This is a genomic window from Actinomyces sp. (genome assembly GCF_030530635.1).
Classification (GTDB): Bacteria; Actinomycetota; Actinomycetes; order Actinomycetales; family Actinomycetaceae; genus Actinomyces.
Map to the genome: position 1 here is coordinate 1 of NZ_JAUMUL010000019.1, position 21,977 is coordinate 21,977.

Annotated in this window: 14 protein-coding genes and 1 tRNA gene; 7 read left to right on the forward strand and 8 right to left on the reverse strand. The window is 66.3% G+C overall.

Annotated features, from left to right (window positions below; all coding sequences use genetic code 11):
• The first annotated feature begins 7 nt into the window (after positions 1 to 7).
• Positions 8 to 80 (forward strand) — tRNA-Val (locus Q4A20_RS06325).
• Positions 81 to 549: 469 nt separating this feature from the next.
• Here the strand turns inward: Q4A20_RS06325 and Q4A20_RS06330 are convergent.
• On the reverse strand, positions 550 to 1,929 hold the full coding sequence (locus Q4A20_RS06330) for a UTP--glucose-1-phosphate uridylyltransferase (protein ID WP_303121427.1): 1,380 nt from the start codon (positions 1,927 to 1,929) through the stop codon (positions 550 to 552).
• 79 nt (positions 1,930 to 2,008) lie between these two features.
• Between Q4A20_RS06330 and Q4A20_RS06335 the strand changes: the two genes are divergently transcribed.
• From Q4A20_RS06335 to Q4A20_RS06345, 3 genes are all read left to right on the forward strand, one after another.
• Complete coding sequence (locus Q4A20_RS06335; protein WP_303121428.1) at positions 2,009 to 4,249, forward strand: DUF2339 domain-containing protein; 2,241 nt, start codon at positions 2,009 to 2,011, stop codon at positions 4,247 to 4,249.
• A 341-nt stretch (positions 4,250 to 4,590) separates the two neighbouring features.
• The gene (locus Q4A20_RS06340; protein ID WP_303121430.1) at positions 4,591 to 4,932 is read left to right on the forward strand and encodes a DUF2157 domain-containing protein; all 342 of its coding nucleotides are present in this window, start codon (positions 4,591 to 4,593) and stop codon (positions 4,930 to 4,932) included.
• Positions 4,908 to 5,366, forward strand: coding sequence for a DUF2339 domain-containing protein (locus Q4A20_RS06345; RefSeq protein ID WP_303121432.1), 459 nt, complete (start codon positions 4,908 to 4,910; stop codon positions 5,364 to 5,366). Before Q4A20_RS06340 ends, Q4A20_RS06345 begins: the two co-directional genes overlap by 25 nt.
• 36 nt (positions 5,367 to 5,402) lie before the next feature.
• Here the strand turns inward: Q4A20_RS06345 and pdxS are convergent, their stop codons facing one another.
• Positions 5,403 to 6,332 carry a pyridoxal 5'-phosphate synthase lyase subunit PdxS gene (gene pdxS, locus Q4A20_RS06350; RefSeq protein WP_303121433.1) on the reverse strand — a complete coding sequence of 310 codons (930 nt, stop codon included), beginning with the start codon at positions 6,330 to 6,332 and terminating at the stop codon, positions 5,403 to 5,405.
• Positions 6,333 to 6,441: 109 nt separating this feature from the next.
• On the opposite strand from pdxS, the gene Q4A20_RS06355 reads away from it, so the two are divergent.
• Entirely contained in the window at positions 6,442 to 7,830 is a 1,389-nt protein-coding gene (locus Q4A20_RS06355; protein WP_303121435.1) for a PLP-dependent aminotransferase family protein, read from the forward strand.
• Between the two features lie 52 nt (positions 7,831 to 7,882).
• Here the strand turns inward: Q4A20_RS06355 and uvrA are convergent, their stop codons facing one another.
• Both uvrA and Q4A20_RS06365 read right to left on the reverse strand, forming a co-directional pair.
• Positions 7,883 to 10,735 carry an excinuclease ABC subunit UvrA gene (gene uvrA / locus Q4A20_RS06360; protein WP_303121437.1) on the reverse strand — a complete coding sequence of 951 codons (2,853 nt, stop codon included), beginning with the start codon at positions 10,733 to 10,735 and terminating at the stop codon, positions 7,883 to 7,885.
• A 409-nt stretch (positions 10,736 to 11,144) separates the two neighbouring features.
• Positions 11,145 to 11,942, reverse strand: a complete 798-nt coding sequence (locus Q4A20_RS06365; protein WP_303121439.1) for a hypothetical protein — start codon at positions 11,940 to 11,942, stop codon at positions 11,145 to 11,147.
• A 75-nt stretch (positions 11,943 to 12,017) separates the two neighbouring features.
• On the opposite strand from Q4A20_RS06365, the gene Q4A20_RS06370 reads away from it, so the two are divergent.
• Positions 12,018 to 12,302, forward strand: coding sequence for a YciI family protein (locus Q4A20_RS06370; protein ID WP_303121441.1), 285 nt, complete (start codon positions 12,018 to 12,020; stop codon positions 12,300 to 12,302).
• Positions 12,303 to 12,334: 32 nt separating this feature from the next.
• On the opposite strand, the gene Q4A20_RS06375 is transcribed toward Q4A20_RS06370, so the two are convergent.
• Both Q4A20_RS06375 and Q4A20_RS06380 read right to left on the reverse strand, forming a co-directional pair.
• Positions 12,335 to 14,824 carry an HAD-IC family P-type ATPase gene (locus Q4A20_RS06375; RefSeq protein ID WP_303121444.1) on the reverse strand — a complete coding sequence of 830 codons (2,490 nt, stop codon included), beginning with the start codon at positions 14,822 to 14,824 and terminating at the stop codon, positions 12,335 to 12,337.
• A 60-nt stretch (positions 14,825 to 14,884) separates the two neighbouring features.
• Positions 14,885 to 15,955: a TerC family protein gene (locus Q4A20_RS06380; RefSeq protein WP_303121446.1), complete on the reverse strand. Its 1,071-nt coding sequence runs from the start codon at positions 15,953 to 15,955 to the stop codon at positions 14,885 to 14,887.
• A 330-nt stretch (positions 15,956 to 16,285) separates the two neighbouring features.
• Between Q4A20_RS06380 and Q4A20_RS06385 the strand changes: the two genes are divergently transcribed.
• The gene (locus Q4A20_RS06385) at positions 16,286 to 19,102 is read left to right on the forward strand and encodes a TrlF family AAA-like ATPase (RefSeq protein ID WP_303121448.1); all 2,817 of its coding nucleotides are present in this window, start codon (positions 16,286 to 16,288) and stop codon (positions 19,100 to 19,102) included.
• Between the two features lie 65 nt (positions 19,103 to 19,167).
• Here Q4A20_RS06385 and uvrB read toward each other — a convergent pair whose 3' ends face one another.
• Together uvrB and coaE are read right to left on the reverse strand one after the other, a co-directional pair.
• Entirely contained in the window at positions 19,168 to 21,264 is a 2,097-nt protein-coding gene (uvrB, locus tag Q4A20_RS06390; protein ID WP_303121450.1) for an excinuclease ABC subunit UvrB, read from the reverse strand.
• A gap of 58 nt (positions 21,265 to 21,322) precedes the next feature.
• Positions 21,323 to 21,973, reverse strand: a complete 651-nt coding sequence (gene coaE, locus Q4A20_RS06395; RefSeq protein WP_303121452.1) for a dephospho-CoA kinase — start codon at positions 21,971 to 21,973, stop codon at positions 21,323 to 21,325.
• Between the last annotated feature and the right edge of the window lie 4 nt (positions 21,974 to 21,977).

Consider the following 21,977-nt stretch of genomic DNA (forward strand, 5'->3'; position numbering starts at 1 on the left):
CCGCACCGGGCGATTGGCTCAGGGGTTAGAGCGCCTCGTTCACACCGAGGAGGTCACTGGTTCGATTCCAGTATCGCCCACCGGAAGCGGCTGAGGCCCCGGACCTGAAGGTCCGGGGCCTCATGCATGACGCACGGCGACCGTGTTCCCACGGACCGCACGTCTACCCACGAATGTCAAGCACCGCCCCGGATCAACCTCCCAGACCATATAGGCGGCTTTGCACGACCTTGGTGCACATTCCACGACCCCGGGGTGGTCGTGCAACACACACCAAGGTCGTGGAACGCGGCCCCAGGTCGTGCAAAACACGGGACGATTCAGGCAGTCCAAGTTGACGCAGGCAGTCCAGCTTCCAAGCTCAGGGCGAGGCGTGTCGGCGAGCGCCTGAGGTCACGCCTTGCCTGTGGCAGGCGGGTGGGGGGCGGGAGCATGGCGGCGTCGGGCTCCGCCACCGTACTCCACCCAGATTACGCGCAGTGCCTCCTGCGCGGGAGTACCGGCACCCATGTCTGCCCGGGCGCCAACCCCAAAGCCACCGCCGTCGTCTCAACCGACCCGGGTGCCGGCGGCGACCGTGCCGGGGGCGCCGTCCTCGGACACGACCGCATCCCCGGTGGCGACGACGTCGGCCTCGAAGGTCCAGTCGCCCCGAACGGTCAGGGAACTCGCCTCCCGAATTGACGGCACACCATGTGGGAATCGCGCCTCGAAGTCTGCGATCCGCTTGTAGTAGCGCGGGTCAAGGTCCACCACACAGGCGCGCTCCGGCACCTGCTGCAGCAGCCCGTCGGCGTCGACCTCGTACACGTCCGAACGCACCAGCAGCAGGTCATTCGTGGTCTTGACCGGCAGGAAGCGGCTTCGCGGCACCTCCACCGCAGTGGCGCCCTCGAAGGCCTCCACGGCCGCGCCCATCGCCGTCTCCAGCTGGATGACCGGGGTTGAGCCGGGGTCGGCGGGGTCCACCGTCTTGGTGTTGCGGATCAGCGGCAGCCCCAGGATGCCGTGCCGCTCGGTGAGCGTGTCCCGCAGCACCTCCAGGTCGAACCAGAGGTTGTTGGTGTGGAAGAAGGGGTGGCGGAACTGGTCGGTGAAGTAGTGCATCTCCTCCGGCGGCGTCTGGGCGGTGTCACGCAGGATGATGCGGCCGTCGGACCTGCGCACCGCCAGGTGTCCACCTTTGACATCCGCAGGGGTGCGGCGGCACATTTCCGGCGCGTAGGGGGCGCCGGAGGCGGCGAACCAGCCGGCGATCCGGGCGCTCGGGGCGGCACCCAAGTTGTCGGAGTTGGAGGTCATCGCGTACTTGTAGCCACGCTCGAGGAGTATGTCCAGCACTCCGGAGGCGACCAGCGCGGTGTAGATGTCACCGTGCCCGGGTGGGCACCACTCCAGACCCGGGTCCGCGTCCCACTCCACCGGGGTGAGGTCGTCGGCACGCAGCTTGGGTTCCCGGTTCTGCAGGAAGTCCAACGGAATGCCGTCAACCTCGATGCCCGGATGGGCGGCGAGCGCCGCGAGCGTGTCCTCGCGAGTACGGAAGGAGTCCATGAAGATCAGCGGCAGAGTCACGCCGTAGCGTGCGCGGGCGGCCATGACCTGATCCACCAGCAGATCCAGGAAGGTCTTGCCGTCGCGCACCGGCAGCAGCGACTTGGCCCGGTCCATGCCCATGGAGGTACCAAGCCCCCCATTGAGCTTGATCAGGACCGTTCTGCTCAGCGCGTCGCGGGCGGCGGCCTCGTCGACCTCAACTCCGTCGATCGAGTCGATCTGTGTGAGCGGTTCGATGGTGTCCTCCGGAACCAGCCCGGTCGCACCCCCCTCCAGCTCACGGTAGTAATGACTGAAAACGTCGATGGCCTGCTCGGCGACGCCGGCGTCGCGCATCTTTGCCTGGGCAGCTGCCAATCCGGTGGTGCTCATGGACAAAGGCTATCCCACCGCGTGAGACTTCCTTCATTGAAATCGTGACAAGGCCGATGCCTTGCCCGATCCTTGACCCATGAAGCACTACGACAGTGCGCGACTCGACGAGTTGAGCACCCGCTTGGAGGCCCTGGAACACAGGCTCGAAGGGCTTGAGGAGGCCCTTACCCGATTGGCGCCCGATCCGGGGCGTTCGGCTGATCCCCACCTGCACGACCCTTACGCCTCCCCCCGGGTAAGTCGGCGGGCGGAACTGCCGCAGACACCACCCGCGGCCCCGGTCATGACACCGTCCGGGACCGCCGGCACCCCGCAGCGGGAGGGGAGTGTCGGCACCTATCTGCTGTCCGGGGCGGCGGCGCTATTGGTGCTGCTGGCCGCGGTGAGCCTGATCGCGCTGGTGTGGGAGCAGATTCCGGACACCTGGAAGGTTGGCGGTCTGACTCTGCTCTCCTTGGCCATGGTCTCATTGGGAACCACCTTGGCGGAGAGTCGGCCGCGCCAGCGGGTCGCCGCAGCCACCGTCACCGGAACCGGCGGAGCGTTGGGATTCGTGACCATCATCAGCGCGGTGCTGCTCACGGGCCTGCCGGCACTGTGGGCCCTGACGCTAATGGCGGCCTGGGGGTTCGTACTGCTGCTGGTGTCCTGGACGGCCCAGCAGTTCTTCACCGCCGTCGTCTCCACCCTGGGCGCCCTGGTTACCGTCGGCTTCGCCTGCGCGCAGGCGGACGCCCATCCTGAACGCGCGGCACAGGTGTGGACACTGGTATGCGGCTACCTGACCGCCTTGGCGGCAGTGAGCGCGCTGCTCCCGCATTACACGCCGCGCATGCGCCGGGTCGAGTGGTTGCCGGCGACCTCCACGGTGGTGACGGGGACGGCGCTGGTCTGCGGGCCGCCCCACCTGCTGTCTAATGCGGCACCGGTCGGGATCGGGCTTTTGTGTCTGCCCGCTGTCGTCCTGCTGGCCCAGGCCCATCACTCCGGACGACTGCTGGCTGGCAGGGCCGGACGGAGGGCAGCCGCCTGGCAATGGGCCGGCGCGGGTGCGGCGCTGGTTCTCACCGTGCTGCGCCTCGGACTGGATCCCACCGCCCCGCCTGCGGCACGCGGCCTGATAGCCGTGGCACTCCTGGCCGCCGCGGTAGTGTCAACCGCGGCTCTGCTACCCGACGCCAACGCGACCCCTTGGCCGCAGAGCGTGATCGGCGTGAATCTGGCGGGACTTCTGGGGCTCGGTGCCGCCGCCTTCGCCGTTGACCCCAGGCTGCTGCTGCCAGGAATGCTGGCACTGGCGCTGGCATCGGTGCCACTGGTACGCGTCGGGCGGAGCGAGCCCGTGGCACTGCTGCCATTAACCGGCCTGGCGGCTCTCACCCTAACCAACGATGACTACCCGGCCCCAGGAACCGTGGAACTCGCGCTGGTGGCGGTGATGATCTGCGTGGGCCTGGGCGTGCTGCTGGAGAACGGGCTGGCCCCATCCCCCTATGCGCCGCCGCCTTCCGTCCGCGCAATGCCGGGGCGTGACGAACTGTTGACCATTGCGGCCTGGCTTTGCGCCGCCGACCTGGTACTGGCCGTACCCGCACTGGTCGGGCGGCTGACTCCGGGCGGCACCACCGCTGCGCTGCTGGCGGGAGTGTGCGCCCTGGCAATGGCGGGACTAGGCTTGTGCACTCACGGCTGCACCCCGCTGACGCTGGCCTCGGGGGCGCGTGCGGGCGCACTGGAGGGGGCGCGCAATCTGCGTGTCCCCCTGGTGGATCACGTCCCGATCGTGTCCCGGTTGGGTTTCGGTCTGTTGAACCTCCAATGCGCCTTGATGCTCGCTTTCGCCCATTCCATGGCACGCTCCACCTTAGGAATGCTCAGAACCGTTCCCCTGGTGGTGTTGGCGCTGGCGCTCACGGTGGCCGGGTCGCATCTGCTTCTGCCCTGGCTCCGCCGCACGGCCGCAGCCGTGGCGATCGCGCTCTCCCAGAGCGTGGCGTTGTGGTGGTCTGCAGTGATTCTCACCGGCGCGTCACCGACTTCGATGCTGATCACGGCACTGGTGCTCGCGACCGGGGCGGCGTGCATCGTAGGCGGCTTTCGGGCCGACGCGACCGCGCTGCGCCACTACGGCCTCACGCTGGTGATGCTGGTGGTGGTCAAGCTGGCAGTGCTGGATCTGGCCGATGGGAACTCACTCACCCAGATCCTGGCGCTGCTGGTGGCCGGACTGGCGTGTTTCTGCCTGTCTTTGGCATACAACCGCTTCGCGCGCGAGCAGCGGCGGGGAAGTTCTCCCCGCCCCGACGGCGTGACTTAGGCACACCGCTACTGGATCCTTGAGACATGGATACGGTCAGCAGTGAGCAGCTCGAAGAGATTATCGGGCGCCTGGCAACCCTCGAGCGCAAGATCGATTGGGTAGCCAGAAGGATCTCCCGTGACGGTTACCCCGCGCGCGGTTCTGCGGAACGTCCACAGCCGCGCTCCGCGCAGGTCGCCTCCCCACCCGTCCGGCCGAGCACTTCACAGACGTCGTCCTCCTCAACGGCCGCGGCTCCCGCGGTGCAACAGCCCCGGACCCCGGCCCTGGCTACATACCCGCCGGCCAAACCCTTTGTGAAGGCATCCACCGCCCCGTCACACAACGCCCCGGCGGCAGTGGCCCCGAGTGGATCCACGAGCGCCGTCGGCGGTGACCCCTTCATTCCCCGCAATGCCCAGGCGCAGCAGGAGCGCGCTCAGGAGGGGAACGTCGGCAGGTATGTGCTCTCCGGGGCGGCCGCGCTCCTGATCGTGTCCGCCGCGGTGAGTCTGATCGCCCTGGTATGGGATCAGATCCCCGACGTCGTGAAGGTAACGGCGCTGGGCGCCGTCGCCGTCACCCTGGTCGCCGCGGGAACGGCTGTCAACAAGACGCGTGAACGGCTGCGGGTGGCGGCCGCAACCTCACGGGCACGGGCGGTGCGCTTGGCTTCGTGGCCGTCATCGGCGCCGCCCTGATCGCCGGACTGGCGCCAGTGGCCGCCCTGGGACTGATGGTGGCCTGGGCTTTCGTACTGCTGCTGGTGTCATGTGTAACCGCGCAGTTCTTCACCGCGGTCATCTCCATGCTGGGGGCGCTGGTCACCGGCGTGGTGCTGGCAACCGGAGCCGCCTGCATCGTCATCGGATTCCGGCTGCGCGCCACCACACTGCGGCACTACGGGCTCACCCTGGTGCTGCTGGTGGTATTCAAGCTGGCCGTGGTGGACCTGGCCGGACAGAACTCACTCACACGGATCCTGGCGCTCATGGTCGCCGGCGTCGTGTGCTTCGGACTGTCGCTCGCATACAACCATTTCGCCCAGGAGCAGGCGGAGCACGGCGCGATCGGAGACGACTCCGCCGGCGCCATCAGTCCAGCAGGTCGCGGTGGATCGTCGTATCCCCGGTGAACTCGGGGTGTAAGGAGACGCCGACGACGCGTCCGCTCACCAGCCGCGCTCTGCCAGCCGGTGCGGCGCGGGCAGGTCTGCCACGTTGATGCCCACCATCGCCTCACCCAGCCCCCGGGAGGCCTCAGTGATCACGGCCGGGTCGTCGTAGGCGGCGGTGGCCCGGACGATCGCGGCCGCGCGGGCGGCGGGGTCGCCGGACTTGAAGATGCCGGAGCCGACGAATACGCCGTCAGCGCCCAGCTGCATCATCATGGCGGCGTCCGCGGGGGTGGCGATCCCGCCGGCGGTGAACAGCACCACCGGCAGGTCACCGGTGCGGGCGACCTCGGCCACCAGATCGTAGGGAGCGGCCAGCTCCTTGGCGGCAACGTAGAGCTCGTCCTCCCGTAGGCCGCGCAGGCGGGCGATCTCCTCCTTGATGGTGCGGATGTGGCGGGTAGCCTCGGACACGTCGCCGGTGCCGGCCTCACCCTTGGAGCGGATCATGGCAGCGCCCTCGGCGATGCGGCGCAGGGCCTCGCCCAGGTTGGTGGCGCCGCAGACGAAGGGCACGGTGAAGCGCTGCTTGTCGACGTGGTGGTCGTAGTCCGCCGGCGACAGGACCTCGGACTCGTCGATGTAGTCCACGCCGAGGTGCTGTAGGACCTGCGCCTCAACGAAGTGGCCGATGCGGGCCTTGGCCATCACAGGGATGGAGACGGCGTCGATGATGGCGGAGATCAGGTCGGGGTCGGACATGCGGGCCACGCCGCCCTGGGCGCGGATATCGGCGGGGACGCGCTCAAGTGCCATGACGGCGACGGCGCCGGCGTCCTCGGCGATGCGCGCCTGCTCCGGGGTTACCACATCCATGATCACGCCGCCCTTGAGCATGTCAGCCAGGCCCCGCTTGACCAGGGGCGAACCGGAGCCTGCGGGAATGGCGGCGGAATCGGGTGCGGCGAGAGTTTCGCGTGTGCTCATGGCGCCATACTCACGACACGGGTGGGCCATTGTCAGGTCCACTTTGGAGACAATTCTTTGGACCACCGGTTAGCCTGTGCCGGAGGCGGCGTCGATACACGCAGCCGGTGTGGACGATTCAACAGGTGTGGGAGGCGCTCGGGTGATCATCGACCATGGGCAGCCGCTCCCCCAGCAGGTGGTGGTGGATATCCGCGGCCGCGTCGCGCGCGGTGAACTCGCCCCCGGGGACCCGCTCCCCGCCACCCGCGTCCTCGCACGGGAGCTCGGCATCTCGCGCGGCAGCGTCGTGACCGCCTATGAGCAGCTTGTGGCCGAGGGTTTTCTTACCGCCACGCACGGCGGCACCCGCGTCAACCCGGAGCTGCCCCGGCCGGTACCGCAACGGCGTGCGCGCACCTCCGGGGCGCCGGCGGACTCTCAACCCACCGAACTGAGGCCGGGGGCGCCCGTCACCGGGGTGCTCACCACCGGCCTGTGGCGCTCCGCCTGGCGGGCCGCCGCCGCGGACCCCCGACCGCACCCCGCCTCCGGCTCCGCCGAGCTGCGCGAGCTCCTGGCCACGCATATTCGGCGCACTCGCCAAGTCGACGTCGATCCGGAACGCATTCTGGTGACTGCGGGGGCGCGCGATGGCCTGCGGCTGGCCCTGGCCGCGCTGGGTGGCCGCGGGACTGCCTTAGGCGCGGGGACGCTGGCAGTCGAGGAGCCCGGCTACCCCTCACTCACCGGCATTCCCAGGGCGTTGGGCTGGCGCACGGTCCCGGTCGACACCGCCGCCTTCCGGGAGGCTCCCGCCTCACCGGCGCTTCCCACCGGGGCGCAGGCGGTGCTGGTCACGCCGAATCACCAGTTCCCGTGGGGTGAGCGCATGCCCGCCGGGCAGCGCCTGTCCCTGTTGGGGGCGGCGCGTCGAGCGGGGGCCATGATCATTGAGGACGACTACGACGCCGAGTTGCGCAGCGCTCCCGCGCCACTGTTGTCCCTGGACCCCGGCGAGCGGGTCATCATGCTCGGCTCTTTTGCGAAGACCCTGAGCCCCGCCGTCGGCCTGGGCTACCTGGTGGCGCCCGCACCGCTACTGGAGCGGATGCGCCCGCTGTGCGTCCCCGTATCCGGGATCGTGCAAGACGCGCTGACCCGTTTCCTCGCCCAGGACGGCCTGCGCCGGCACGTGGCTCGGGCGCGTCGGATCGAGCGGCAGCGGCGGGCGCTGTTCGCGGGGGTGTTTCCGGAGGGCGTGCCCATGGAGGGCGGGCTCCACGCCGTCATCATGCTGGCGCCGCAGGCGGATGAGGCGGGTGCCGTGGCCGCGTGTCACCGCGCGGGTCTGGGAGTCGCCGGAATGTCCGCGTACTGGGCCTCCCCGGGGCTGTCGGCCGGCCCGGGCGTGGTTCTCGGCCTGGGCGCGCGCACGCCCGAGCGCCTGCGGGAGCTGCTGCTGCGGCTGCGGGAGACGCTCGCCCCCCACGGCCTGCGGCCCCGGACGCCGGCTTGACCACCGGGATCAGACCACTGGGGTTGACTGCGCCGTCCCGGGGACGTCCGGGTCAGCTCGCCGCCCGCCGCTGTTCCAGGACGCGCTTGAGGTAGTGGCCGGTCCAGGAGCCTTCGACTCCGGCGACCTGCTCGGGGGTGCCGGTGGCGACGACGGTGCCGCCGGCATTGCCCCCTTCGGGCCCCATGTCGATGATCCAGTCGGCGTTGGCGATCACGTCCAGGTTGTGCTCGATGACCACCACCGAGTTGCCCTTGTCCACCAATCCCTGTAGCACGCCGAGGAGCTTGCGGATGTCCTCGAAGTGCAGGCCGGTGGTGGGCTCGTCCAGCACGTAGATGGTGCGGCCGGTGGAGCGGCGCTGCAGTTCGGTGGCGAGCTTGACGCGCTGGGCCTCGCCGCCGGACAGGGTGGTGGCGGCCTGTCCCAGGCGCACGTAGCCGAGTCCCACCTCCACCAGCGTGTTCAGGTGGCGGGCGATGATGGGGGTGGCGGCGAAGAACTCGGCCGCCTGCCTGATGGTCATGTTCAGCACGTCGGCGACCGTCGCGTCCTTGTAGCGGATCTCGAGGGTCTCCCGGTTGTAGCGGGCGCCGCCACACACCTCACAGGGCACGTACACGTCGGGAAGGAAGTTCATCTCGATCTTAAGCGTGCCGTCGCCCTTGCAGGCCTCGCAGCGACCGCCCTTGACGTTGAAGGAGAAGCGGCCGGGGCCGTAACCGCGCACCTTTGACTCGGGCACGGAGGCGAAGATCTTGCGGATGTGGTCCCATACGCCGGTGTAGGTGGCCGGGTTGGAGCGCGGGGTGCGGCCGATTGGTGACTGGTCCACATGCACGACCTTGTCCAGGTTGTCCAGGCCGCGCACGGTCTTGTGCCGTCCGGGCACGCCCCGGGCGTGGTTGAGGCGGCCCGCAAGCACCTGGTACAGGATCGAGTTGACCAGGGAGGACTTCCCGGAACCCGACACGCCGGTAACGGCGGTGAACACGCCCAGCGGGAAGGTGACGGTGACGTCCTTGAGGTTGTTCTCCCGGGCACCGACGACGGTGACTGCCTTCCCCTTTACGGGCTTGCGGCGGCTGGCGGGCACCTCAATGGCACGGCGGCCCGCCAGGTAGTCGCCGGTGACGGAGCCGGAAGCCTGAAGCAGGCCGGCCACCTGGCCGGCGTAGACGACCTGTCCGCCCTTCTCCCCCGCCCCGGGGCCGATGTCCACCACCCAGTCGGCTGAGCGGATGGTCTCCTCGTCGTGCTCGACGACGATCAGGGTGTTGCCCAGGTCCCGCAGGCGCTCCAGGGTCTCGATGAGGCGGGTGTTGTCGCGCTGGTGCAGTCCGATACTGGGCTCGTCGAGCACGTACAGCACACCGACCAGCCCGGAACCGATCTGGGTGGCCAGGCGGATGCGCTGGGCCTCGCCACCGGACAGGGTGGCGGCACCTCGGGACAGGCTCAGGTAGTCCAGGCCGACATCGACGAGGAAACCCAGGCGGGCGGCTATCTCATTCAGGACGCTGCCGGCGATCTGGGCTGCCTGGCCGGTCAGTTTCAGGCCGGCTAGGAAGTCGCGGCACTCACTGATGGACAGGTCGCACAGCTGGGCGATGGACTTATCGCCTACGCGTACGGCCAGTACTTCCGGCTTAAGCCGGGTGCCGTGGCAGACGGGGCAGGGAATCTCCCGCATGTACCCCTCGTAGCGGTCCTTGGACCATTCAGACTCGGTCTCGTCGTGCTTGCGCATGACGTAGTTGAGGGCGCCCTCGAAGCCGGTGGAGTAGATGCGCTCCCGACCCCAGCGGTTGCGGTAGCGGACCTTGATTTCGAAGTCCTTGCCGCGCAGAATCGCGTCCCTGGCACGTTCGGGCAGGGCCCGCCAGGGGGTGTCAACGTCGAAGGAGAGCTCCTCGCCGAGCGCCTGGAGCTGGCGGGTGAAGTACTTCTGGTGGCCGGCCCAGGGGGCGACCGCGCCCTCGGCCAGGGTGAGTTCTTCATCGGGGACAACGAGTTCGGGGTCAACCTCCATGCGGGTGCCGATGCCGGTGCAGGCGGGGCAGGCGCCATAGGGGGCGTTGAAGGAGAAGGTGCGCGGCTCCATCTCCTCCAGCTGAAGTGGGTGCTCGTTGGGGCAGGCGCGCTTCTCGGAGTAGCGGTGAGTGCGGCCGAGGTCGTCCTCGGGCAGGTCGACCAGGTCGATGAGGACCAGGCCGTCGGCCAGGCCCAGGGCGGTCTCCACCGAATCGGTCAGCCGCTGGCGGATGCCCTCGCGCACCACCAGCCGGTCGACCACCACTTCGATATCGTGCTTGAGCTTCTTGTTCAGGGCGGGCACCTCCCCCAACCGGTGGGTGGCGCCGTCGACGCGGACACGGGAGAAGCCACGGCCCTGCAGCTCAGTGAACAGCTCTGTGTACTCGCCCTTGCGGCCGCGGATGACGGGGGCGAGCACCTGGAAGCGGGTGCCGTCCTCCATTTGTCTGATGTGGTCCACGATCTGCTGGGGCGTCTGGGAGGAGATCACGGCGTCGCAGACGGGGCAGTGCTGGATGCCGGCGCGCGCATACAGCAGGCGCAGGTAGTCGTAGACCTCGGTGACGGTGCCGACCGTGGAGCGCGGGTTGCGGGAAGTGGACTTCTGGTCGATGGACACCGCCGGGGACAGGCCCTCGATGAAGTCGACGTCGGGCTTGTCCATCTGGCCGAGGAACTGGCGGGCGTAGGAGGACAGCGACTCCACGTAGCGGCGCTGCCCCTCGGCAAAGATGGTGTCAAAGGCGAGGGAGGACTTGCCCGAGCCGGACAGCCCGGTGAAGACGATCATCTTGTCGCGCGGGAGGTCAAGGCCAATGCCCTGCAGGTTGTGCTCGCGGGCGCCACGGATGATGAGGGAGTCGTTCACGGGGTCAGAGTGTAGGGCCAAGGACCCGGCTTCGTACACCCGTTCGACTATGTGAGGCGAAGCGCTGGACCCACGTCTGCCGGGCGCCAGCGCCAACTACCCTCATAGACCCCTCCGGCGCGGCGTCAACGGCCCGCTGGCGTCCCTGACCGCCCGTACAGGTCTCACTGGTCCCTCGCCCGGCGCCCCCGCGGAGGCTCCCGAGCCGCTGTTCTCGCCCCTTCCTGGGCGGCGGGCATACGTTTTACGACCCTGGGGTACGTTTCACGACCACCCCGGGGTCGTAAAACGCACCCCAAGGTCGTGAAGTGCGAGGGATGACCGCGACAGGGTAACCGTCGCGGCCACGGATAAGCTCCGGATCGTCCCCGCCATGTGGCGGCTCGGGCGGCTCCATAAGCCAGGCCCGTCAGCGGTTGATCAGGAACACCGGCTCCGGAGATTGCGCTGAGCCGTCGACGAGCACATAGCCGATCCCGTCCAGGCAGAAGTTCGCGATCTCAACGCTTCCGTCCTCCGGATAGACCTCAGCGGCGCCCTCGCGCGCAGGACCCACGGGGTGCGAGCCCGCGTAGGCCTGCACTGCGCCGATGGGATCGACCACCTTCAGCGCGGTGTCGAGCTGGAGTACCAAGTGCCAATCCCCTCCTTCTGTGGGAACCGTGCCGCCGGAGTACCGGAAGGCCACGGTCCCGTTCGCCGTCCAGTAGGGAAGGCCGCCGACCTTGGTCTGGAGCGTGAAATCGAAGTCGTGCGGGTACGCAATACTCTCCGGCAAAGCGTCATGCCGGGCATCGAAGAACGCGGGCTCCAGAGAGGCATCCACGCCGTCGTCATGCTCGTGCCACCGCAGCGCCCACAGCTCGAGCAGCACCGGCGTACCCTCGGGGGCGGTAGCCGCTGCATCACTCAGATCTTCGAAGTCGACCAGCGCAACACAGTTGCGGCCCGTGGCCGGTTCCCAGAAGGCGCAGACACTGCTGCGCTCGCACTTGAACACGAACATGACCTGACCCGCAGGCGTGTGAGGCAGCTGCGCGGACTCGCCGGCCTGGAGGAGGAAGGACATCGGCAGGCCGCACTCGGCGCACAGCGGCCAATCCCTGCCGACGGGCCAGCCGAGCGGCAGACCACCCACCTTCACGACCTCGCTGGGCACCGGGGACTGCGGCGCCTCGATAGTCCACTCCGGAACACGACTCTGCACGACGCGAGCGTAGCCGATCGGCTATGCGAATCCCGGAGGCCGACGTCCGGGCCGGATGATGGCTAGGCTGGCGGCATGAGCAAGATCTTCGCCGTCGAGTACCACTACGTCACCGACCAGGACGAGGCCATGGCCGCCCTCCGTCCCACCCATCGCGCCTTCAACGCTGCACTGGCCGAGCAGGACCAGCTGCTCGCCGCCGGCCCCTACGTGGGCACGCATGACGCGCTCATCGTGGTGCGCGCCGACGACGCCGCCGGCGCCCTGGCCCTGCTGGAGGAGGACCCCTTCAACCAGGCGGGCTTCATCGCCGAGCGCATCCCCCACGAGTGGAACCCGGTGATCGGCGTCCTGGCCTGACCCCCCGCCGCCCGCGCCCGCCGGTATTCAGGTCAGTTCACCAGGCCACGGCTGCGTAGGTACGCAACCAGGCGCGGGCGCAGCAGGTAGACCGCCTCAATACCCGCCACCGCGGCGGCCGAGACGGCCAGGATGACCAACCAGGTGCCCGCAGTCGGCCACGCCAACAGGAAGAAACCGCGCACCGCGGGCACGAACACGCCCAGCACCGCGATACCCGCCATGGCCGCCACCAGGCCGAGCCGCCACCCCAGCAGTGGCCGGGCCGTCAGCGTCAGCAGCCACAGTCCGGAGCACACCAGCACCAGCGTGGATCCGGTAGTCACCTGTTCAGTGTGCACCCCTGCGGCCACCAGCCAGGTGCGGGCCGCCAGTGTGGCGCAGCCCGCCACCAGCCCGGCGGGAACCGCCAGGGTCAGCACTCGTCCCAGGAAGCCCGCCCGGTAGCGGCGGGAGTTGGGTGCCAAGGCGAGGATGAAGGCAGGAACGCCAATGGTCAGCGAGGACACGATGGTCAGTTGCCGCGGCAGGAACGGGTAGGCGATGGCGGTCAGGGATACCACCACCGCGATCAGTGAGGCGTAGACGGTCTTGGCCAGGAACAGGGAGGCGATGCGCTCGGTGTTGGCCATGACCCGCCGCCCCTGCGCCACCACGCCCGGCAGAGCGGAGAACTCCCCTTTAAGCAGCACCAGTCGGGCCACCGCCTTGGTGGCGGGCGCCCCGTTGCCCATGGCTATGCCCAGGTCGGCGTCCTTCAGGGCCAGGGCGTCGTTGACACCGTCGCCGGTCATGGCCACCACCCGGCCTCGGCTGCGCAGCGCCCGCACGAAGGCACGCTTCTGCTCGGGCGTGACCCGGCCCAGCACGCTCGCGCCCTCCAGGACGTCGGCCAGGCGCTCAGCCTCCGCGGCTTCCGGCTCCGGCTCCTGCGGCAGGGTGCGGGCGTCGACGGCGAGCGGAGCCCCGCCGTCCGGGCCGGTCACACCGGCCCGGCGGGCGACGGCCGCCACCGTGTCCGGGTTGTCCCCGGAGATGACCTTGACCTCAACGCCCTGCCCGCGAAAGTAGTCCAGGGTCTGGGCGGCATCGGGACGGATCTCCTCGGCCAGTATCACCAGCGCCGCCGTTTCCAGGCCGCCGGGCAGCAGATGATCCTGTCCGTCCTGGCCGCAGGGCTCGTTCGAGCGGGCCAGCGCCACCACCCGCGCTCCGTCGGCGGCGCGCTCGCGCGCCCGATCCAGCACCATGTCGGCCCCGGGCGCGGCCGCCAGCACGATCTCGGGTGCGCCCAACACCCAGGTGCTGGCGTCATAGCGGACCGCCGACCACTTGCGCCGTGAGGAGAAGGGCACCGCCGTCTCCACCGCGCGCCCCCCGGCCGCTCGGGCCCGCTCCCCCAGGTACCGCTCCTCGGCCAGGCCGCGGGCAATGGCGACGGCGGTGGCGTTGGGGTCCTCCCCACCGCTAAGAGCAGCCAGCGCCTCCAGGGCCGCTTGACCCGGGCCCCCGCCGTCGGGGGCCGCGACCTCCTCCAAACGGATGGCTCCGGTGGTGATAGTGCCGGTCTTATCCAGACACAGGGTGTCCACGCGGGCGAGTACCTCTACTGCCGGCAGCTCCTGCACCAGCACATTGCGGCGGGCCAGCGCCAGGGAGGCAGTGGCGAAGTTGACCGAGGTGAGCAGTACCAGCCCCTGCGGCACCATGCCGATCACGCCGGCAATCCCGGCGACCAGTGCGATGCGCCACTGCCCGGAGACCAGGGCCTGCGTCACGCCGCCGTTCTGCCGCAGCTGCGACCACACCAACAGCAGGGCCACGGGCACGATCACCCAGGAGATCCAGCGCAGCACCCGGTTGGTGCCCTCCTGCAGTTCGGAGGCGACCACCGAGTAGCGGCGCGCCTCCCGGGCCAGCCGATGGGCGTAGGCGTCGGCCCCGACCGCGACGGTGCGCACCAGGGCGGTGCCGGCGGTGACGGTGGTGCCGGACATGACCCGATCACCGACGTCGGGGCGTACGGGATCGGATTCACCGGTGAGAATGGACTCATCCAGTTCCAGGTTGTCGCTGCGCAGCACCACCGCATCGGCGGGAACCTGCTCGCCGCCGCGCAGCCTCAGGACGTCGTCGAGTACCACCTCGGACACATCCACATCCCGCTCGACTCCGTCACGCAGTACAAGGGCCCGGGGCGCGTCCAGGACCGACAGGCGATCCAGGGCGCGCTTGGCGCGTACCTCGGCAATGGTGCCGGTGGCCGTATTCAGCAGGAGTACGAAGCCGAACAGTGCGTCCTTCCAGGAGCCGAACAGGAGGATCAGCACCAGCGCCACGCCCAGGATCGCGTTGAACACCGTGAAGACGTTGGCCCGCAGGATCGCGGTCGCAGAGCGGGAGGTGCGATCCCGGTAGGCATTGGTCTGCCCGGCCGCTACACGTTCGGCGACTTCCTTAGCGGTCAGCCCGGTCGTTTCCGAGACTCCGGCGGGGGCAGCGGTGGTGGAGGTCGTGGTCACGGGGCAAGCATGTACGTCTCGGCCCGGAACTTCCTGAGAGTCTCTCAGCGTATTCACGGATCAGGCGCCGGACTGCGCCGTCACGGCGGCATCCCGAGCGGTGGCGGGCTCTAAGGCGGCCTCGGCGGCCTCAAGGCCCTCCCGGCGCGCGCGCCGCCGGGACACCAGCACCGACGCCGAGACGGTTATGAGGATCACCACCACGATGAATCCGAGGGAGACGCCGATATCGGGCTCGGGGATGACCTCCCAGGGCTCACCGCCGTTGATGAAGGGCACCTCATTGGTGTGCAGGGCGTGGTTGACCAGCTTGAAGCCGATGAAGCCCAGTATCGCGGCCAGCCCGTAATGCAGGAAGATCAGCCGGTCCAGCAGCCCGTCGATCAGGAAGTACAACTGCCGCAGACCCAGCAGGGAGAAGGCGTTGGCGGCGAATACCAGATAGGGCTCGCTGGTCAGGGAGTAGATGGCCGGAATGGAGTCGACGGCGAACATGACGTCGGCGGTGCCGATGGCGATCACGCACAGCAGCATCGGCGTGATCATGGTGCGACCGGCATGCCGGTGGATGAGCCTGCCGCCGACGAAACCGTCTGTCATGGGCACGACCTTGGCCACCAGACGCACGAAGCCGGTCGGCCGGTACTCCTCCTCCTGGTGCGCATCGGGCTCCTCTACGCCCTCACGCGCCTGAGACAGGGCCGTCCACAGCAGCCAGGCGCCGAACAGGTAGAAGATCCAGGAGAAGTTCTCGATCAGGGCCGCACCGGCCATGATGAAGGCGAAGCGCAGCACCAGGGAGATGATGATGCCGGCCAGCAGCACCTCCTGCTGGTACCTCCTGGGTACCCGGAAGGCCGCGATCATAATCACGAACACGAACAGGTTGTCTATGCTCAGCGCCTTCTCGGTGATGTAGCCAGCGAAGTACTCCTGACCGTAGGTGCCTCCCCAAATCGCCCAAACGATGCCGCCGAAGACAACGGCCATGGCAATGTAGCCGATGGTCCAGCCGGCGGCCTCCTTCAGCGTGGGCTCATGGGGGGTGCGGACGTGGCCGACAATGTCGATCGTGATCATCGTGAAGATGATGGCGGCCAGGGCGAGCCAGCCGAGGGCGTGGACATCCACTTACATGTACCTCCGGTACGGTGCTGGTACCGGAGGTCTCCTCCCGCCAGGGGCGCGCAGCCGCGTCCTGTGCCTGGCCTGCGACGCCGGGGGCCGGGGCGCCGCGGTGCGGTGCCGATCCGGTCCGCCGTGATGACGACGTCGCCGTTGCTGGGAGTACTCCCCTCCGTGTGGGCTTATGCCCTGAGTCTATCGCCGCGGCGCGGCCGACCCGCTACCCCCGCGCGGCCGGGAACGGTGTGTGGTTCCACACGGACACAGCGGCCACCGACCATCTGATAGTATTCTCATAGTTCCCAATTAGACGAATGATAATCGAGGGGGCCCTCCATGGCGAAGGCTGGAACACGAGGATCCGAATGGAAGAGATGGGATCTCCATATCCACGTGCCGACAACACGTCTCAATTGTCAATATAAAACACCTTCGATCGAGGCACTACCAGAACTTCCAAAGATTGACCATGGGGCGGACGATACAGTCCACAACATCATTAAGCACAAGCCGGACGAAGCACGCCTCTGGTGGACATTCTGCACCCTCATCGCCAAATCGTCTGCATCCGTGTTCGGCTTAACAGACTATTTTCGCATTACAGAATTCCATAAGTTTAACGCCTTCTGGAAGATGTATCTCAATACTCTCGACGACACAACAGAGAAGCAGCAGCGAGAAAAGGTATTCTTCCCTAACCTCGAGCTACGTTTAGATCGCGCTGTCAACGGGAAGCAGGAACCCGTTGACTATCACATCATATTCGACAATAGACCGGAAGTTCTAGACGACGCGAAGACGTTTCTTTACAATTTGACAGTGAAATACGGCACCGGGAAAACGCAAGTCACGAAAGTCGCAAACCTGCAAGACGCCCAGTGCAAGCATGCATTCGTGACTCTCGATGACATCCATGACGCGCTAGTCGAAGCGTTCCCCGCCTCCAAGTATACAACTTGCCCCTACCTGACCATTGTGCCAAATAACAGCCATGGGGTAGCTCCGCGCAACCCCAAATCGCGTATCGACCATGTCGCTGACGATATCCGCTCACGAACAGATGTCATCTTCGGCAACCACCACGATTATGAATTCTATACGAAAACCGATATACCTAAGCCGGTGATTGCCGGGTCAGACGCCCACTCTTTCGAAGAACTCCAATGCCACTGCGAACCTAGCGATCAACACAAGAAGCTCGGGATTACGTGGATCAAATCAACACCAACGTTTGCCGGACTTCAACAAATCCTCGTGGAGCCAGTTACTCGAGTCAAGATTGCCGATACCTCTCCCCTAAAAATACGTAATCGGCACCGCATCTCCAAAATCAGCTTCCCAGAGTCCGCAAACAAAGACTTCCCTTCCGAAATACTGTTCAATCCGAATTTTAACGCGATCATTGGTTCAAGATCCTCTGGCAAGTCCACCTTACTCAAATATATAGCCAAAACGTCCAATGCGAAGCTGCTTGACGGAGATGAACTCGAGGAGCCTGCCGCCAATCAGCAGTGGCCGGGTCCTTCGGACATGCCCACAATCACTTGGGGCGATGGGAGCACGGAGTTGAGGCGACTAACGTACATTGGCCAAGGACAGCTTGCAGAAATTGGTGAAAACGCAAAACGCGTCGCTGACCTAATCGAACCGACGCTCGCAAATACCCAGCCGACGGTCATAAAGAATTACAACGATCTAAAAAAGCGCGTCGATGATTCTGCCGAACAGATAGTACAACTCATCAATAAATACTTCGAAGACTACGATCTACTGGATGAGTTGCGGTCCAAGCAGCACACTATAGGCGACCGTGAAGGTTTGGAGAAAGAACGTAGTGAATGTCTCAGGGCGCTCGGTGCAACAAATGAAGGACCTGCCCCTAGTTCAAGTACAAAGATCTCAGACAGGCTGACATGTCTCACTTTAGAGAAAGAACGTGTCGACCGCATTATCGAAGATTTGGGAGCCAAGATTACTGAACTCAACGGCGTGTTAGAATCCGACTTCGACGTGAATATCGACATCCAATACACCCCTGCGATAGAGCAACCCGACCTCCTTCGCAGCATTGACTCGTCCCCCGACATTCAAGCCGCGATCAATCAAGCGAGAAACGCCGTCCGGCACGGTTTGAGGTCATCCATCATAGAGGTACGGATGCTTCGTGATGGTCTAAGTAAGATTTTCGACGACGCCAACGATAAGTGTGATGATATCGCTAAAGAGCTGGATAAGTTGCAGGTCAACTCTGACACATTGGCACGCCTTAATCAGGTCACTCAGGACCTCGCGAAACACGAGGAAGTCTCTAGGCAAATCGAAGCGAGAGCTAGGCTACTAGATGAGGATCTTAAATCGATTGATTCCGCTCGCCGAGAAGTGACACTGACGATCGAAAACACAACCGAAGAAATCAACAGATCTGTTCGGGAAATAGATGGAATTCGATTTTCATTAGAATGGGGGATCGACGAGGAGAGGTCCGACGTAATAGTAGAGCGTCTGAATCGACACCAATCGCGGAGACTTGTCGATGAACTCGAGAGCGATTTTAGTGAAGTATTTTCGTTTTCGGCCGCCGACATCATCACACGCGCTAATGAAGCGAAGTATAAGGCTGGCTCGGATTCTCGCATGTTCGCACGCGATCTACTGAGCTTTCAACGACTCCCGAGATGGGCGGGTGAACTCGAAGACGATCGCATTGGCGGCTATTCACCGGCGTCGATGACCCCAGGCAAACAGGCGCTTTTCGCACTAAAGTTGATCTTCGGTTCGTCATCCGATCCGTGGCCAATTCTCATCGACCAGCCTGAGGACGACTTGGATAGTCGGTCAATCTACGATACTTTAGTCCCGTATTTACGAGAGGTTCGCGAGGAGCGCCAATTATTGGTAGTAAGTCACGATGCCAACGTCGTCGTGTCCAGCGACGCTGAGGAAGTCATCGTAGCAAATCGACACGGTCGTGACAGGAAGAATCAAGATGACCGCACGTTTGACTATTTGACTGGCGCACTCGAAGATTCTCGCCCCAGGCGCAACTCTCAGTTTACGCTTGACACTCAAGGAATACGTGAACATGCTTGTGCCGTCCTCGATGGCGGCGAGGATGCGTTCAGGAAGCGAGCCCACAGGTACTCATTAACATGATTGAGTCGTTCTCTGCATGGAGGGTTTTCCACTGACGGCAAAGATTTACCGCGACTGTCCGTCCTTTAGCTGACCGCCCGCATGTCCCGCAGCTCCTTCTTCAAGTCCTGGATCTCGTCGCGCAGGCGGGCGGCCAGCTCGAAGTGCAGGTCCTCCGCGGCGGCGTGCATCTGGGCGGTCAGCTCCTCGATCAACCCCGCCAGGTCGCTCTGCGCCGCCCCGGCCAGCTTCTCGCGCACGGTGGCCTCGGCCGCCTGCTTGCGGCGGGAGACGACTTGCCTCTCCTCGTGTCCGCGGTAGCCTCCGGCCAGCAGTTCGGCGGTGTCCACGTCCTCCCGGGCGAGCATGTCGGTGACATCGGCGATCTTCTTGCGCAGCGGCTGCGGGTCGATGCCGTGGGCGGTGTTGTAGGCGAGTTGTTTGGTGCGGCGCCGCTCGGTCTCCTCAATGGCTGCGGCCATGGCGGGGGTGACCTGGTCGGCGTACATGTGCACCTCGCCGGAGACATTGCGGGCGGCCCGCCCGATCGTCTGGATCAGGGAGGTCGTTGAGCGCAGGAAACCCTCCTTGTCGGCGTCGAGGATCGCCACCAGGGAGACCTCCGGCAGGTCCAGACCCTCGCGCAGCAGGTTGATGCCGACGAGCACGTCGAACTCCCCCAGCCGCAGTGAGCGGAGGATCTCCACGCGGCGCAGCGTGTCCACGTCGGAGTGCAGGTACTCAACGCGCACGCCCCGATCGGCCAGGTAAGTGGTCAGGTCCTCCGCCATACGCTTGGTCAGGGTGGTCACCAGGACGCGCTCGTGCTTGTCGACTCTGCGGCGCACCTCCTCGAGCAGGTCGTCGATCTGCCCCTCGGTGGGTTTGACCACGATCTTGGGGTCCACCAGCCCGGTGGGCCGGATGATCTGCTCCACCACGCCGTCGGCGCGGCGGGTCTCGTACTCGCCGGGGGTGGCTGACAGGTAGACGGTCTGCCCGACCCGGTCCTCGAACTCGGCGAAGGTCAGGGGCCGGTTGTCCAGTGCGGAGGGCAACCGGAAGCCGTGCTCCACCAGGGTGCGCTTGCGGGAGGCGTCGCCCTCATGCATGGCACCGATCTGCGGCACGGTCACATGCGACTCGTCGACCACCAGCAGGAAGTCCTCGGGAAAGTAGTCCAGCAGCGTGTTGGGTGGCGTTCCCGGGCAGCGGCCGTCGATGTGCATGGAGTAGTTCTCCACGCCGGAGCAGGATCCGATCTGCCGGAGCATCTCCAGGTCGTAGGTGGTGCGCATGCGCAAACGCTGCGCCTCCAACAGTCTGCCGTCCCGCTCCAGCACCGCCAAGCGCTCAGTCAGCTCCTCCTCGATGCCGGCGATGGCGCGCTCCATGCGCTCGGGTCCGGCCACGTAGTGGGAGGCGGGAAATACGAACACCTCTTGCACCCGATCGATGACGTCGCCGGTGACCGGGTGCAGGGTGGCCAGCGAGTCGATCTCATCTCCGAAGAACTCCACCCGGATGGCCAACTCCTCGTACATGGGGATGATCTCCACCGTGTCCCCGCGCACCCGGAAGGTGCCGCGGGTGAAGTCCATGTCGTTGCGCGTGTACTGCATGGTGACGAAGCGGCGCAGCAGCTCGTCGCGATCGATCTGCTCCCCCACCTGCAGCGGGGTCATACGGTCGACATACTCCTGGGGCGTGCCCAGGCCGTAGATGCAGGAGACGGAGGAGACCACCACGACGTCACGGCGGGTCAGCAGGGAGTTGGTGGCGGAGTGGCGTAGCCGCTCGACCTCGTCGTTGATGGAGGAGTCCTTCTCGATGAAGGTGTCGGTCTGCGGAACGTAGGCCTCCGGCTGGTAGTAGTCGTAGTAGGAGACGAAGTACTCCACCGCGTTGTTCGGCAGCAGCTCGCGGAACTCGGCGGCCATCTGGGCGGCCAAGGTTTTGTTGGGCTCCAGGATCAGGGTGGGGCGCTGCACCTGCTCCACCAGCCAGGCGGTGGTGGCCGACTTGCCGGTGCCGGTGGCGCCCAGCAGAACGATGTCCTTCTCCCCCGCATTCAGCCGTTCAGCCAGTTCGGCAATGGCGGCGGGCTGATCCCCGGAGGGGGTGTAGGGGCTGATGACCTCGAAGGGCTTCTCGGCGCGGCGCAGGTCGGTGACAGGACGCATGGGTTCAAGGCTACGCGGCAGCCGCTAGGGTCGTGCGGGCGCAGGTGGATGTGCACCACTAGTCAGCTGCGGGCGCAAGCTGTTCCGTCCACAGCCGCGATACAGCCATGGCCAGTTCCTCCCGGGTTCCGGAGTTGGACACCACCACGTCGGCGACGGCACGCCGTTCGGCGTCGGAGGCCTGGGATGCGATACGGGCCAGGGCCTGCTCCCGTTCCAGACCACGGCGATCCAGGCGCTCCAGCCGGGTCTCCAGCTTCGCCTCAACCACCACGACGACGTCGAACATGCCCTCCATCTGCCCCTCCACCAGCAGGGGCACGTCGTAGACGGCCACCCGTCCGGCGGGCACGGCCTCCAGGCGCGCCCAGGCCTCGGCAGCCACGAGCGGCAGGATGATCTCCTCCAACCGGGCGCGACGCAACGGGTCGGTGAAGACGATCCGTCCCAGCGCGGCCCGGTCCAGGGCGCCGGCGGCATCCAGCAGCTCCTGCCCGAACTCGGCCGCCACGGCGGCCAGACCCTCGGTGCCGGGTGCGACCACTTCCCGAGCAATGGCGTCGGCGGACACGACCACGGCCCCATGTGCGGCCAGCAGACGGGCGACCTCGGACTTGCCGGCGCCGATGCCGCCGGTCAGTCCGACGTACAGGGCGCGCCCAGTGGGCCGCCGGTGGAGGGATGGCCAGGCGGGCGTGACGGTGCTCATGGCA

Excerpts from the sequence above, each read along its gene's own strand:
- Q4A20_RS06330 (WP_303121427.1), bottom strand. The coding sequence starts at position 1,929 with ATGAGCACCACCGGATTGGCAGCTGCCCAGGCAAAGATGCGCGACGCC.
- Q4A20_RS06335 (WP_303121428.1), top strand. The coding sequence starts at position 2,009 with ATGAAGCACTACGACAGTGCGCGACTCGACGAGTTGAGCACCCGCTTG.
- pdxS (WP_303121433.1), bottom strand. The coding sequence starts at position 6,332 with ATGAGCACACGCGAAACTCTCGCCGCACCCGATTCCGCCGCCATTCCC.
- Q4A20_RS06370 (WP_303121441.1), top strand. The coding sequence starts at position 12,018 with ATGAGCAAGATCTTCGCCGTCGAGTACCACTACGTCACCGACCAGGAC.
- Q4A20_RS06385 (WP_303121448.1), top strand. The coding sequence starts at position 16,286 with ATGGCGAAGGCTGGAACACGAGGATCCGAATGGAAGAGATGGGATCTC.
- uvrB (WP_303121450.1), bottom strand. The coding sequence starts at position 21,264 with ATGCGTCCTGTCACCGACCTGCGCCGCGCCGAGAAGCCCTTCGAGGTC.
- coaE (WP_303121452.1), bottom strand. The coding sequence starts at position 21,973 with ATGAGCACCGTCACGCCCGCCTGGCCATCCCTCCACCGGCGGCCCACT.